The sequence below is a fragment of the Streptacidiphilus rugosus AM-16 genome, assembly GCF_000744655.1.
Lineage (GTDB): Bacteria > Actinomycetota > Actinomycetes > Streptomycetales > Streptomycetaceae > Streptacidiphilus > Streptacidiphilus rugosus.
Window position 1 is genome coordinate 3,579,474 of record NZ_JQMJ01000004.1, and the last position, 13,581, is coordinate 3,593,054.

Sequence of the window (13,581 nt, forward strand, 5' to 3'; positions counted from 1 at the left end):
GTAATCCGGCCGCTGCCGCGCCGGCCCCGCCCGCGCCCCGCACGCCGGTACCGCTCCGTCGTGCCCAAGGGCACCGGCCAGACCCTCGCGCAGCAGCTGGGCGGCCTGGCGTTCACCGTCCAGGCTTACATCTCCTTCGACCCGCCCACCACGGCCAACCCGGCCTGGGTGGAGATCACCGAGTTCGTCGACCAGGACCAGCCGCTCACCATCAGCCCGGGCCGCTCCGACGGCCTCTCTGACGCGAACGCCGCCACCTGCTCGCTGACCGTCGACAACACCGACGGCCGGTTCACCGCGACCAACCCGTCCGGGGCTTGGGTCGGGCAGATCCGCAAGGGCGCCTGGCTCCGCGTCGACGTGCTGCCGCTGTCCGGCGTCGTGAGTCGGCGCTTCACAGGCTTCATCACCTCACTGCCCACCACCATCGACGGCTTCTCCGCCCAGTGCGTCATCAGCGCGTCCGACGTCCTGGTCCTGCTCGCGAACGCCCCGAAGTACAAGTCGATGATCGTCGAGGACTTTCTCAACGACCCGCAAGGTTCGCCGCTCATCGCCGGCTACTGGCCGCTGCACGAGCCCGCCGGCGCCGCCTACGCCTCCGACGTCTCCGGCATGGCCGCCGCCGGCTCCCAGTCCCTGACGCTGCGCTCCTTCGGCGTCTCCTCCGGCTCCGGCCTCACCTGGGCCAACACACCGGCTCCCGGCTTCGACGGCGAGTCCACCGTCACCTTCGCGCCCTCGGGTACGCCGCTGCCATACACCGGCGGCGGCAACACCGGAGCCCTGCCCAACGGCAGCTTCCTGCACGGCACCCTGCCGATCACCAACGTTGCGCAGGTCACCATGTGGATCAAGACGACCGTCGCGCTGCAGCCAATCTGGTCCTGGGCCGACACCGCCCACAACTACGCCATGGGCATGGACCTCACCCCGTCCGGTCAGATCCAGGTCTGGCAGGCCGCCATCAGCCCCGGCGGCACCGCCGCGAACGCCAAGTCAGGCGCCCTGTCTCGCACACCGCTCAACGATGGCGTCTGGCACCAGATCAGCCTGAAGATCCAGCAGCCGGTGAACGGCTTCTCCTTCACCGCCACCATCGTCGACGGCGACGAGGTGAACTTCGCCTTCGGGCCCGCCACACCGACCACCGGCATCTGCCCGAGCAGCGCCATGAGCCGCTTCTTCCTCGGCGCGGCCGAGGGCTGGAACGAGGACACCAGCGGATCCGGACTGGCGATGTTCACCGGCTCCATCAGCGACTTCGTCGTGCACCTGTACCAGGACTCGACCCTCAACCCGAACTGGTACAGCCCCTACCTGGCGGCCGCGAACGGGCACGCCCCGCAGAGCGCCGGGAACCGCGTCGCGCGCCTGGCGTGGCTGGCCGGCCTGCCCGTCCCCGTCGCCCCGTTCAACGGCCCGGGCACCACGATCACCATGTACGCGCCGACGACCGGCACCAGCAGCGCGGTGAACCTCGCCGCGACGGCGCACCAGTGCGGGCCGCAGTCCATCGTGGGCAAGAACCCGATCGACATGATGCGCCAGGCCGCGCACACCGAGAACATGCCGCTGTTCACCGACGCGTACGGGCGCATCACCCTGCAGTCGTCGACGCTGCGCGAGAACCAGACCGCCGCGTTCACGATCAGCGCCGTCGACCTGGACAAGTCGACCAACTTCCCCGACGACTTCCAGTACACCGTGAACCAGGTCGTGGTCACGCCGTCCGGCCAGGGCTCCCTGACCGTCGACACGGGCGGCGCTGCCTCGGTGGCCAAGTACGGGACGTACTCCGTCTCGGTCGACTGCGCCAGCGCGTCCGCGGCCGACGCTGCCTCGCTGGGGGCCGCGATCATCGGCCTGCAGTCCGACCCGCCGCCGCGCCTGGCCCCGCTCGCCGTCGACGCCGGAACCCTCGCCCTGCAGGCCGGCTACGGGTCCGCCTGGTACGACGCCGTCCTGGCCGCGACCGTCTCCAGCCTCGTCGGCGTCACCGGCTGGGTCGAGCAGTCCCCCTACGGAACGAACGGCAGCAGCAGCCACATCGTCGAGGGCTGGACCGAGACCCTCACCGCCGGGAGCCACCTGTTCGCCTGGTCGACCAGCCCGCCGCATCCCCCGTCGTTCCAGCTCGACTCGCCCACCCTCGGGCTGCTCGACAACCCCGCCGTCGTCCTCGCGTACTGACCAACCGCCTCACGGAAGGAGGCCAGCATGGCCGCCCGCACGCTGCCCACCCTGCCGACGTTCGCCGCCAACTCCGAGCTGACCTCCGCGCAGCTCACCCAGATCACGACCTACCAGAGCTTCTGGGCTAACCCGCCCATGTTCCGCGCCGAGCAACACAGCGTGCAGTCTGTCGCCTCCGGGACACCCACACAGGTCACCTGCGAGACCGTGATCCACGACAGCGACAGCGGCCTGGCCGTCGCCACCCCGTTCAGCTACGTCATTCCGTTCGCCGGCATCTGGGATCTCGCCGGCGGCGTCGGGTTCACCGGTGCTGCCACCGGCGTCCGGCTCGCAATGATCTTCCTCAACGGCGGCGCGATCAACGGTTCCGAGAACGAGTACGCCCCCTGTCCCAACTCGAGCAACTACCTGACCAACGCGCCCGGCACCTCCTGCAACGTCGGCGACGTGATCGCCCTGTACTGCGAACAGACCACCGGCAGCGCACTGTCCACGGTCACCTCCGGCCTTGCCTCCTGGTTCACCGGAAAGCTCGTCTCCCTCAACACACCCTGACCCCGGGAAGGACCGCGTCATGGCCATCCGCGCCAAGTTCCGCTGCATGACCGTCGAGCAGTCGACCGATCAACCACGCACCGAGGAGCGCTACGTCAACGGCGAAGTCGCCTCGGTCTCCGTCTGGGCCCGCACGTACCGGTTCAGCGCGAACTACGCCCAGGACGTCCCCGAAGACCAACGGTTCTCCCTCGCCACCCCGGCCGGCAACTTGACCCTGGTCGTCGACAAGCCCGACGTCGTCTTCGAGCCGGGCCGCTCCTACTACCTCGACTTCACCCCGGCCGACTGACCGCGAAGGGCAACCCATGACCCGCACCATGTACGACGCCGTCACCACCCTCAACGTCCCCGCCGGCGCGACGCTCGTTGCCGGGTACGGCGACGGCTACTACCAGAACATCGACGAGTTCAGGGCCCGCTTCCCGCGCGCCACCATCGTCGAAATCGCCGTCTCCTCGCACCACAACCTCGGCGTCGTCCTCGACGTCGAGACCGGCGACGCCACCCCCGCCGAGGCACCGGGCTGGGTGACCATGCGCCGCGCCGCCGGCGTCGACCCGACCGTTTACTGCAACTCCTCGACCTGGCCCGCCGTCCGCGCCGCGTTCCGCGCGGCCGCTGTCGCCGAGCCGCACTACTGGATCGCGCAGTACGACAACAACCCCGTGATCTTCGCGGGGGCAGTGGCCAAGCAGTACGCCGACCCCGGCCCCTACGACCTCAGCACCGTCGCCGACTACTGGCCCGGCGTCGACCCGAAACCCCAGGAGGATGACATGCCCTACACCCCGCAGCAGTTGGTCCAGTTCGCCCAGCAGGGCGCGGCCGCCGCGCTCGCCGACCCCGCGTTCCGCCGCCTGGCCGTCGCGGACAACCTCTGGTGGTGGGAGCACGCCCTCGCCGGCACCGTCCCGGCCAGCGCCTCCCCGGCGGCCGCCGCCGCGATCCAGGCAATCCACGCCGCGGTGAAGACGCTGGAGACCGAGCCGCAGCCGCCGAAGCCCGCCGTGAGCCAGGCCGGATAACCGTCCGTCCGTCCCGCCGCGACCAACCCGGACCACCCGAGCAGGAGAGCCAGCATGACCCAGGCCATCACCAACTACGGTGCGCTGATCGCCGCGATAGCCGCCACAGTCGGCCTCCTCGGCTGGCTCTCCCACGCCACCCGGCGCATGCACCGCTCCGCCGACACTGTCGACCGCGTCGCACGCCTCCTGCAGCCCGACGACAACAGCCCCGGCCTCGCCGAGCGGCTGCGCGTCCTCGAGGAGCGCACCGCCCGGATCGAGGCCGAACTACACCCCAACGGCGGCAGGACCGCACGCGACGCCATCATCCGCATGGAACGCCGCCTCGACGAGCTAACCGGCCGCCCGCCAGCCAACCCGAGCTGACCTACGCGCGGGCGGGCCGGACCTCGTCGACGGCATCGAGCGCCAGCTGCCACGGGTATGCGTCGGGGTTCCCCTTGCCGGGCTCGTTGGGCTCGAACCCGCCGGGGCCGAGGAGCACCCGCACGCCGGCCCCGCGCAGCGCCTCGACGCTCCGGTCGAACTGGGGGTGCTCCGTGAAGGCCCTGTTGACGCACGGCATCGTCACCAGCGGGATCCCCTTGCCGATCGCCTCCGCCGCGAACCCGACCGCGAAGTTGTGCGTGATCCCCTGCGCCCAGCAGTTCAAGGTGTTGAACGTCGCCGGAGCCACCAGGACCGCATCGGCGGGCGGCCAGACGTCCGGCTGTCCGGGCAGCTTGTACCGGGACCGCACTGGATGCCCGGTCAGCGCCGAAAGACCCGGCAGGTAGGCGTCGAGCCAGAGAGCCGCCGTCGGCGTCAGCCCCAGGCAGACATCCCACCCGCGGCGCTGCGCATCCTCGATCACGGGGGTGACGTTCAGGATCGGCGGGGCCGCGGAGCCGAGCAGGTAGAGCACGCGATCAGTAGGCATGCGGCACAGCCAACCCCGCGCCGTGCCAGACATGCAACCGCCCCCGCTTCGAGATCAAGCGGGGGCGGAATGCTCTACTCCCAACGGCGGCCGGGAGTACCGTTCCAGATGACTAGTCAGGAACGGAGCCAGTATGCCTCCTATGGACGAAGATCACATCGGACGGCGGATCGCGCACCTGCGCAAGCTGCGCCATCTCACCCAGCGAGGCCTCGCCGACCGCGCGCACATCTCGCTCGGCTACGTCCGGGCAATCGAACAGGGGACCAGGTCAGCGAGCCAAAGCACGCTCGGCACGATCGCCCGCGCGCTGTCCGCCTCAGTGGGTGACCTCCTCGGCCAGCCCTACCTCGTCGAGCTGCAGCAGGACCAGCTCGACGGCCTGATTCACCCGATCCGCGAAGCGCTCGACGTCTACGACCTCGGCGCAGACTCCGCGATCGAGCCGCGGCCGCTCGCCGATCTCGCCGCCGCCGGCGAGGAGGTCTGCAGGTCCATCCGCGCCACCGACCTCCGCGCCGCCGCAACCGAGCTCCCGGCGCTGATCGAAGAGCTCACAACCACGGCGCATCTCACCGAGACCGCGAGAGCCTGGGCCGCGCTGGCCACCGCCTACCGGTCCGCCCACGACGTCGCCACCAAGTTGGGGTTCCACGACCTCGCGTCCGTCGCTCTCGACCGGATGGCCTGGGCGGCGGAGCGCGCGAGCAACCCGGCCCTCGCCGGCCTGCGCCAGTACCTCCGCTCGCTCACCTACCTCCGCGCGGGCCAGTACCGGACCGGCCGGCGTCTCGCCGAGCTCGGACAGAAGACCGTGCTGCAGGCCGACCCGGGCAGCGAGCGCGACGCGGTCCAGGGCCAGTTGCACCTGGGCGCTTCCGTCCTCGCCGCGAGGGACCGCGACGAGGCCTCGGCGGCGGGCCACATCGAGGAGGCGCGGATCCTGGCCCGGGCCACCGGCGAAGTGCCACGCATCCACTGGATGAGCTTCGGGCCCACAAACGTCGACGTGCACCACGCCAGCATCCTGATCGAGCAGGACCGCTACGCCCGGGCCCTCGATGTCGCCCGAGGCATCCGCGTGCCCGAGGACTGGGCAGCCTCGCGCGCGGCTCACCACCGCGCCGAGATCGCCCGCGCACTCCTGTGGACCGGGCGCGCCGACCAGGCCTTCACGCAGCTGCTGCAGGCCCGGCAGCTGGCCCCGCAGCAAACCCGCTACAGCCCGATGGTGCGTCAGACCGTCGCCGAGCTGGTCGCCACCCGGCGCGCCGCCCCCGACTCACTGGCCAACTACGCCCAGTGGCTCGGTGTCCGATAGCACCCAGGGCGGTACCACAGATCTGTAGTACTTGACGCAGCGCGCTGCATCCACCCTGTGACTGTACGCACACAGCCGCAGGGAGATCACCGTGATGACACGCTCCGGGCCTGCCTGGATGCCGCCACCCGGAACCATCAGCGCGCATCCGGCGGGCGAGGACTGGGACGCGATCGTCGTGCCGCAGACGCGCGGCCTCGACGCTCTGCAGGTCCTCGACCACCGCACCGACCGCTACCCCGGCCCCGTGATCTGGGAGGTGAGCGCGCCCCAGGCGCGCCTGTACTTCCTGGTCCCCGCCGGCACTTCGGCGGAGTGGACGGTTGAGGGTACCCGGGCATGCGGGCGCGGCACGTTCATCGGCGTCCCCGGCCCCACCGTGATCGATCCGCCCGGGCCGCACTGGCTGTGCCCGCCGGACCCTGACGACCCCGAGGGACTCGTCGACGCCGACGCCCTGCGAGACGCGCTGCTGCTCCTGGCGCCCGGGACCGCGGCATGACCCCCACCCAGGACGACGCGGCCGCACCGCAGGCGGCGGATCCGGTCGTCGACCGCGCCGTGTGGCTGCGGCTGCGCGACGTCGCGCGCCGGGGCCAGCTTGAGTGGGAGGGCGCGGCACTCGTCGACGAGCTGCACGAGCTCTACCCGGCCTGGCGCGAGGAGTGGTGACGTGAGCGACAGTCAACCGCTTCCCAGCATCATGGCCGAGATCGCGACGGCGCTGCCGTGGCCGCCGGCCGAGCCCACGGAAGACACCATCTGGTGCGCGCACTGCGATTTCCCGCTCAGCGCCACCGCGCATCACCGATGCTGCCTCGGCTACATCGTCGGCGCACCCGATCTGCCGCTGTGCTCCTGCCCGTGCAACGAGCCGCGGCGCCTGGCCGCAGCGCAGCGCCGCCCCGATCCCTTCTACGACCGGCCGCGCTGGTGGCAGGTACTGGAGGCCGACCGGACGACTGTGCGGCGCGGGACATGAAGTTGACCATTGGGGGCACGCGCCGTCCGCGCGTTTGCGGACACCTCACCCTCGGAAGAGAGATGCCACCTGGCAGCTCGTCACACTTCCGCAGGCCGGTCCGTCAGAGACGCGGATACGTGCTCTGGTTGTCGGCCCTGGTGCCGCATGGACAGTTCCGGCCCTCGAAGATAGGGAGGCGCGCGCGATGGTCGCCACGATGCGCGCACGCGGCGTACAGCAGTCCTCCGACGCCCCCGCGGGCGGCCCCGGCTTACGCCGGTAGTTCGCCGGCCGCCGGATCACCCTCGCGCTCGCTGGGCCGGTCGTCTGTGAAGAGCCAGGTGATAGGGACCTTGAGAGCCAGAGCGATGGCAATGATGTGGTCCACGCGGGTGCTGAACTGTCCGAGCTCGATCCTGTAGATCGTCTTGCGGCTCAGCCCCGTTTGCTCCGCGAGCGCCTCGGCCCGGACGTTCCGCCACGTGCGCAGCGTGCGGACCCGGCCGCCGATCGCGATGCGCTCCCGCACCACGCGGTCTGTCTGTTCCTGGTCCACCCTGTCACGTTGGGGTGATCATGGAACAGAATCAGCCCCAACAGGTTCCCGCTTGGTGATCACGGGGTATTGCCCGGACACCCAGCCCCCGCTACGTTCGAACATGTATTCGATCAGTTGCACACCCCACCCAAGATCGCGCGTTCGGGCTCAGAAGTGACCCCCCAGCCGGACGTGCAAGCGCCCCCGCCAGTTCGCCGCTGTCGGGGGCACTTTCTTGCAGGTGGGAGGCTAGATCATTTGGGAGCGGAATGGGAGTGGATCTTGTGTATTGAGAGTGAGTTGATCTTGTACTCAGAGTGCGCGCAAAGTGCGCTCAAAAGTCAGGCCCAGCTCAGAGAACATGCTCTGAGCTGGGCCTTTAGGCCTCAAAAGGCCTGGTCACTGCTGTGCCCCATGCAGGATTCGAACCTGCGACACCGGCTTTAGGAGAGCCGTGCTCTATCCCCTGAGCTAATGAGGCAGCGGGTTGGACGAAGGAGTCCGTTTCCCCTGCTCAGCACCTGCGCGCTGGGCCTCCCCGGCCAGGCCGGGACGGCTCCGGACGCGCTGGTCCCGAACAAGGACAGACTAGCGGATCAGTTGCCCCGGTCGCGGACCTTAGTCCAGGAGGGAATGGGCGACGAGCACCGGCCTGTCGCCTGACCTGCATTTTCATCCCGCGCTCAGCTCACCAGCGTGATCACGGTGCCGAGGCCCTTGGGGCCCGTGTCGGCGTACAGGGTGACGTGCCCGTCGGCCCAGACGGTGAGCAGGTCGTCGGGGCGGCCGTTGCCGGTGTCGTCGCCGACCGTGGCGTCGGTCAGCGTCTGCCAGGTGGGGCCGGCCGGGGCGAGCGGTATCTCGGTGTGGGTGCCGGCGGTGTCGACGTCCGGGTAGAGGCCGAGTTCTCCGTCGGACCGGCGGACGACGAGGTCGAGGCCCTGGTCGCCGCCGAGGTCGCCGCCGGCGACGGTGCGGATGTCGGCCCAGACCGGGCCGGCGGCGATCAGCTGGATCTCGCCCGCCAGGGAGTGGGCCGCGAGCCGCGGGAACTCGCTGACGTGACCGTCGTCCCAGGTGACGACGAGGGCGTGGCCGGCGACTGCGACGGCCACCGCATGGGTCCATTGGGAGTGGGGTGCCGCGAGTTGGATCTCCCCGCCGATGCCGGCCGAGTCGACGTGGGTGTAGAGCGTGAGTTCGCCGTCCGACCAGCGCACCACCAGATCGGAGGCGGCGCTGCCTGAGGTGAACGCCCCGGCGGTGACGGAGACGACGTGGGTCCAGGTCGAGTTCGGGGCGAGGAGCCGCGTCTCGCCGGTGAAGTGGGCCTTGCCGTCGCCGCGGTAGAGGGTGACCTCGCCGTCGGACCAGACCGTGATCATGTCCTCGGCGCGGCCGTGGCCGGTGAAGTCCCCGGCCACCACCCGCCTGGCGTGCTGCCAGACGGCGCGGTCGCCCATCGAGTAGGCCGGAGGCGGCGGGGTAGGGCCGGTGTCGGCGGTGGCCTGCTGGTACAGGCTGAAGATCTGGTCGTCGTAGACCGGGCTGTAGGAGATCTCCTGGTACCGCGGGTCGTTCGGGTTGGCCAGGCCTCCGCCGTTGAGTCCGCCGACGTTGCCGATGATGTCGCCCGTCGCCCCGTTGAAGTTGATCATCCAGGGTCCGCCGGAGACCCCGTCCCAGAAGCCGCGGCAGTCGATCCGCAGCTGGGTCAGGCCCGCCCCGCCCAGGCGGGAGGTGGGCACGGTGCAGCGGATCGCCTGGTCCTTCGGGTCCTTGCTCTTCTCCGGGTAACCGATCACGGTGACGGCGGGATTGGCGTACCCGGGGGTACGGGTCAGGGTGTTCCCGCCGGTGACGTCCTCCAGTTTCCGGCCGTTGAGATCCGCGACGACCCCGAAGGCGAAGTCCAGATTGGATCCGGCCCCGGTCGTCCCGTGTCCCGGCAGCGTGTAGCCGCGGGTGACCGCCCAGATCCCGAACGGCTCCGCCTTCCGGTCGTAGCCGGGGACGAAGGCGGCGCGGCCGTTGGGGCCCGGGCTGCAGTGTCCTGCGGTGAGGATCAGGTTCCTGCCCGGGCTGGTGACGACGCTGGCCGTGCAGTTGTGCGCGGCCTGGTCCTTGCCCAGGTAGTAGAGCGTGCCGACCGAAGGGACGCCGGCGAAGTGCTGGGCGGTCGGAACCGCGGCCCGCGCTCCCGGCCGGACGGCGGCGCGGTTCAGCGGAGCCGACGGGGGCGGCGGCGTGGCCCCGACGCTCTCCGGCACGGCAGTCGCCATGCGCTGGGGCGTCCAGAACCTTTCGGCGTCGGCGCCGGTCCACCCGGCCCCGCCCCCGGCCCCCCACGGCGCACGCAGGGCCGTCGGCCCGGCCGACGGGTGGCCCGTGCGCGTGGGTGCGGGCGCGAGCGCGAAGACATCGGGGGTCGCGGGTGCGAGCGCCGCGAGGGCAAGACCCATGGTGACGGCGGCTCGGGCCGACCGGACGTAACGCATCGACAGTCCTTGTTCGGTGTTCGGGTTCGGCGGCGGAGCGCCTCGCGCGGCGGCCGGCCGCGGCGTGTCTCCGGGAACGGCGGTCAGCTCCGGGGCACCCTGCTGAGGTCGAAGGTCTGAGCGGCGGGAGGAACACGGAAGGCGACGGGCCTGCCGTAGTCGGTGAAGGACAGTCCGGGCCGGTCGCCCAACCGGATCGCGTAGGGGGTGCCCTCGGTCGCGATGTACGCCGTGTAGCTGCCCTTGCCCACGGTTTGGACCGCGACCACGTGGACGCCGCCGACGGTGGTCGGGCCCAGCTTCTGCGCGTTCTCGTCGCCCTCGTCGGGGATCGACAGCTCGAACGCGCCCCACCTGCACAGATCGCTGCTGTCGTCGCCGGGCGTATCGCCGGTCAGGTCGGCGAATCGGGGATCGTTGACCGGGCCCTTCAGGTACTTCCCGCTCAGCGTCGCCGCTGCCGCCGGGCCGAACTCCGCCGTGGCGAAGGCAGCGTCCGGCCTGACCCACATCGTCGTGCCCGAGGCGACCAACTCGGCGCTGCCGTGGCCCGCCAGCGTGACCTCGCCGACGCAGTGCCCACCGCGGTCCCAGGACAGGCGACCCGACAGCGCGGCCTGAACGCGGCCGTACCGGTTCGGGTCGAAGCTGAAGGTCATCGTGAACGAGGACGCCGCGGCCCCCGCCTCCCGCGCCCGCTTCAGGATGTCCGGGCCCGACAGCGCAGCCGTCCCCGGCGCGGTCGCCGTCGCCGTCGCCGAGACGGAGGACCCCGCACCGACGCCGTGCCCCGGCGCGCCGCCGCTCGCACACCCCGTCAGCGCGACCGCCGTCGCGGCCGCGCAGGCCACCACGCCGGCCCGGACCCGCGAGGTCCGCATGTGTTCCCCCATGTGCCTTGCCCGCCCGGGCCGGCGGTCTACCGGCGCGGGCACCGATGGTCGGCCTCGTACGGCCGGAACGAAGCGGTCCCCCCCCCGGCATGATGCCTGGTCACTCCCCTCGACCAGGCCGACCGACCGCGGGCTCAGACGCTACGGATCCCGACCCGGCACGGTCAATCCCGCCATTCGGCGGGGGCCGCCCCACCGACCGGCCACGGCCCCCGTCGGGCAGCGGACCGGCGCGGTTGGTCGCCCTTCCGGCCCAGGACGACCCTCCCCGCCCACACGGACCTCGCCCGGCGCCTCGCCTGCCGCTGACGTCCACTCGGGGCGACGCTCCGCACACGCCGTCAGCAGCGTTACAGAACTGGCACGCTGAGGCCATGAAGGAGAACCGCGAGCCCCGCGCCGACCGGATCGAGGTCCGTGTCGCGCACACCGCCGAACTGGACGCCCGCGATCTCGCCGAGGCGCGGGCGCTGCTGTACCGGGTCTTCGACGACATGGCCGAGGACGACTGGGAGCACTCCCTCGGCGGCATGCACGCGCTGGTGCGGGAGGGCGGGCTCGTGGTGGCGCACGCGTCGGTGGTGCAGCGGCGGATGGTGCACCGGGGGCGGGCCTGGCGGGTCGGGTACGTCGAGGGCGTCGGCGTGGAGCGGCGGTTGCGGCGGCAGGGGTACGGCGCGGCGGTGATGGCGGCGCTGGAGGGGGTGATCGCGCGCGGCTACGACTTCGGCGCGCTCGCGGCGACCGACGAGGCCATGGAGTTCTACGCCTCCCGCGGCTGGCGACGCTGGCAGGGCCCGACCTCGGCGCTCACGCCCGCCGGGATCGTCAGGACCGAGGACGCCGACGACTGCCTCTTCGTGCTTCAGGGAGACGCTCCGCTGGACCGGACCGGCGAGCTCACCTGCGACTGGCGCGACGGCGACGTGTGGTGACGGTGGTCGTGCTGACGGACGGCCCGGGCGACGCCTCGCCCTCACCCGAACGGACCGGTTGGCGCAGCTGACCGAATTGAGACGCAGCCCTCACCAGCGGGCCGCTCCAGGACGCGTGTCCGTTCGCACGAAAAGCGCCCGGGTGACGGACACTCGTCAGACAGACGCGGGCGGCATGCGAGGAGGCGCGAGGATGAGCACGAGAGAGACCGAGGCCGAGGTCATGGTCGCCGACGCGCCGGAGGCACAGCGCTTCGAGGCGCGCATCGAGGGCGATCTCGTCGGCTTCGCCTCCTACCTCAGGGACGACGTGCGCGTGGTCTACCAGCACACCGTCGTCGGCCCGGCCTACGAGGGCATGGGCATCGGGGGGCTGCTGGCACGCGCCGCGGTCGAGGACGGGATCAGCCGCGGCATCGAGGTGCGGGTGACCTGCCCGTTCATCAAGGCCTGGCTGACACGACACCCGGAGTACCAGGACAAGTTGTCCGGTACTCCGGGTGCGTGAACAACGGGGGAGAGAACCCGTTCAGTCAGCCCGTCGAGAGCATCAGGAGACGCGACCCGCGAAGTCGGGGGTGTAGTTGCTGATGGTCTCCCACTTCACGCCCGCGCTCGGGTTGGCGGCCTCGACGTAGCGGCCGTTGCCCACGTAGATCGCGACGTGGTAGGTGCCGGCGGCGGAGCCGTCGTTCGACCAGAAGAGCAGGTCGCCCGGCTGCACCTGGTCGATGGAGATGCGGGTGGTGGACGCGGCCATCTCCTCGCTGGTGCGCGGGAGCGAGACGCCGGCCTGCGCGTAGGCGGCCTGGACCAGACCGGAGCAGTCCCACGCGTTGGGGCCGTTGCCGCCCCAGACGTAGGAGTCGCCCACGTGAGACTCGGCGAAGGCGATCGCCGCGGCCACACCGGAGGAGCTCGCGGTGGAGGTCGTCGCCGAGGCGTTGGTCGCCGTGGCGGCGGAGCTCGACGAGCCGCCGGAGGAGGAGCTGTCGGACGAGGTGGCCGGGGCGGACGCCGCGGCACCGCCGCCGAGGACCAGGCGCTGACCCGGGTAGATCAGGTCCGGGCCCGAGGTCAGGACGGACCGGTTCAGCTCGTACAGACGCTGCCAGCCACCGGAGACGTGCTCCTTCTGCGCGATGGTGGACAGCCAGTCACCGCTCTGCACGGTGTAGCTGCGCGCCGCCGTGGTGGTGCTCGCGGCGGGGGCGGAGCTGCCGGAGTCCGCGCTCTCGCTGTCGCTGCTCGACGCGTTGTCCGAGCTGCTGGAGGGGGTGGAGTTGCTCGTCGAGGACGAGGAGCCGGAGGTGTTGAGCTGCGGCGAGCCGCCGCCCTGGGACAGACCGGCCTGCGGGCCGCAGACGGGCCAGGCGCCCGGGCCCTGGCTGGCCAGGACCTTCTCGGCGGTGGCGATCTGCTGGTCCTTGCTGGCCAGGTCGGCGCGGGAGGCGTACTGCTGGCCGCCGTAGGCGTCCCAGGTGGACTGGTCGAACTGCAGACCGCCGTAGTAGCCGTTGCCGGTGTTGATCGACCAGTCGCCGGAGCTCTCGCACTGGGCGACGGCGTCCCAGGTGGAGACGGTGGCGGCGTGGGCGCCGGTCGCGGTGACCAGCGGGAGCGCCATGCCGGCGCCGGTCAGACCGACGGTGGCGAGCAGGCGACGGGAGGTGCGGCGGGCGAGTTTGGGCGCGCGGTGGCGACCCGTGCTGTTGGACAGCATGAAGT

The 13,581-nt window shown here is 71.3% G+C and carries 16 protein-coding genes and 1 tRNA gene; 11 read left to right on the top strand and 6 right to left on the bottom strand.

Annotated elements, in window-relative coordinates; all coding sequences use genetic code 11:
• Nucleotides 1-60 precede the first annotated feature (60 nt).
• The 5 genes from BS83_RS25215 to BS83_RS25235 are packed head-to-tail and all read left to right on the top strand — an operon-like array spanning nucleotide 61 to nucleotide 4,151.
• Nucleotides 61-2,193, top strand: coding sequence for a hypothetical protein (locus tag BS83_RS25215; RefSeq protein ID WP_157597309.1), 2,133 nt, complete (start codon nucleotides 61-63; stop codon nucleotides 2,191-2,193).
• A 27-nt stretch (nucleotides 2,194-2,220) separates the two neighbouring features.
• Nucleotides 2,221-2,754 (top strand): hypothetical protein, encoded by a 534-nt coding sequence (locus BS83_RS25220; RefSeq protein WP_037605850.1) that lies wholly within the window; start codon nucleotides 2,221-2,223, stop codon nucleotides 2,752-2,754.
• A 19-nt stretch (nucleotides 2,755-2,773) separates the two neighbouring features.
• Entirely contained in the window at nucleotides 2,774-3,046 is a 273-nt protein-coding gene (locus BS83_RS25225) for a hypothetical protein (protein WP_037605851.1), read from the top strand.
• A gap of 16 nt (nucleotides 3,047-3,062) precedes the next feature.
• Nucleotides 3,063-3,782: a glycoside hydrolase family 25 domain-containing protein gene (locus BS83_RS46625; protein WP_051943884.1), complete on the top strand. Its 720-nt coding sequence runs from the start codon at nucleotides 3,063-3,065 to the stop codon at nucleotides 3,780-3,782.
• Nucleotides 3,783-3,836: 54 nt separating this feature from the next.
• Nucleotides 3,837-4,151: a hypothetical protein gene (locus BS83_RS25235; RefSeq protein WP_037605853.1), complete on the top strand. Its 315-nt coding sequence runs from the start codon at nucleotides 3,837-3,839 to the stop codon at nucleotides 4,149-4,151.
• A 1-nt stretch (nucleotide 4,152) separates the two neighbouring features.
• On the opposite strand, the gene BS83_RS25240 is transcribed toward BS83_RS25235, so the two are convergent.
• Nucleotides 4,153-4,704, bottom strand: a complete 552-nt coding sequence (locus BS83_RS25240) for a flavoprotein (RefSeq protein WP_037605854.1) — start codon at nucleotides 4,702-4,704, stop codon at nucleotides 4,153-4,155.
• A gap of 142 nt (nucleotides 4,705-4,846) precedes the next feature.
• On the opposite strand from BS83_RS25240, the gene BS83_RS25245 reads away from it, so the two are divergent.
• From BS83_RS25245 to BS83_RS25255, 4 genes are all read left to right on the top strand, one after another.
• On the top strand, nucleotides 4,847-6,025 hold the full coding sequence (locus BS83_RS25245; RefSeq protein ID WP_232248481.1) for a helix-turn-helix domain-containing protein: 1,179 nt from the start codon (nucleotides 4,847-4,849) through the stop codon (nucleotides 6,023-6,025).
• 91 nt (nucleotides 6,026-6,116) lie between these two features.
• Nucleotides 6,117-6,527: a hypothetical protein gene (locus tag BS83_RS42140; protein ID WP_157597310.1), complete on the top strand. Its 411-nt coding sequence runs from the start codon at nucleotides 6,117-6,119 to the stop codon at nucleotides 6,525-6,527.
• Nucleotides 6,524-6,697 (top strand): hypothetical protein, encoded by a 174-nt coding sequence (locus BS83_RS45685; RefSeq protein ID WP_157597311.1) that lies wholly within the window; start codon nucleotides 6,524-6,526, stop codon nucleotides 6,695-6,697. Before BS83_RS42140 ends, BS83_RS45685 begins: the two co-directional genes overlap by 4 nt.
• 1 nt (nucleotide 6,698) lies before the next feature.
• Nucleotides 6,699-7,007, top strand: coding sequence for a hypothetical protein (locus tag BS83_RS25255; RefSeq protein WP_037605856.1), 309 nt, complete (start codon nucleotides 6,699-6,701; stop codon nucleotides 7,005-7,007).
• A 253-nt stretch (nucleotides 7,008-7,260) separates the two neighbouring features.
• Here the strand turns inward: BS83_RS25255 and BS83_RS25260 are convergent, their stop codons facing one another.
• The 4 genes from BS83_RS25260 to BS83_RS25275 all read right to left on the bottom strand — a co-directional run bounded on the left by BS83_RS25260 (nucleotide 7,261) and on the right by BS83_RS25275 (nucleotide 10,906).
• Nucleotides 7,261-7,545: a helix-turn-helix domain-containing protein gene (locus BS83_RS25260; RefSeq protein ID WP_063774227.1), complete on the bottom strand. Its 285-nt coding sequence runs from the start codon at nucleotides 7,543-7,545 to the stop codon at nucleotides 7,261-7,263.
• A gap of 390 nt (nucleotides 7,546-7,935) precedes the next feature.
• Nucleotides 7,936-8,008: transfer RNA gene (locus BS83_RS25265), tRNA-Arg, on the bottom strand.
• 202 nt (nucleotides 8,009-8,210) lie between these two features.
• A complete protein-coding gene (locus BS83_RS45690; RefSeq protein WP_051943888.1) occupies nucleotides 8,211-10,025 on the bottom strand; it encodes a trypsin-like serine peptidase in 1,815 nt (604 codons plus the stop codon).
• 83 nt (nucleotides 10,026-10,108) lie between these two features.
• Entirely contained in the window at nucleotides 10,109-10,906 is a 798-nt protein-coding gene (locus BS83_RS25275) for a hypothetical protein (RefSeq protein ID WP_037605857.1), read from the bottom strand.
• Nucleotides 10,907-11,292: 386 nt separating this feature from the next.
• On the opposite strand from BS83_RS25275, the gene BS83_RS25280 reads away from it, so the two are divergent.
• A complete protein-coding gene (locus BS83_RS25280; protein ID WP_051943890.1) occupies nucleotides 11,293-11,853 on the top strand; it encodes a GNAT family N-acetyltransferase in 561 nt (186 codons plus the stop codon).
• A 193-nt stretch (nucleotides 11,854-12,046) separates the two neighbouring features.
• Nucleotides 12,047-12,361, top strand: a complete 315-nt coding sequence (locus BS83_RS25285) for a GNAT family N-acetyltransferase (protein ID WP_037605858.1) — start codon at nucleotides 12,047-12,049, stop codon at nucleotides 12,359-12,361.
• 42 nt (nucleotides 12,362-12,403) lie between these two features.
• Here the strand turns inward: BS83_RS25285 and BS83_RS48385 are convergent, their stop codons facing one another.
• Complete coding sequence (locus BS83_RS48385) at nucleotides 12,404-13,576, bottom strand: transglycosylase family protein (RefSeq protein ID WP_051943893.1); 1,173 nt, start codon at nucleotides 13,574-13,576, stop codon at nucleotides 12,404-12,406.
• Between the last annotated feature and the right edge of the window lie 5 nt (nucleotides 13,577-13,581).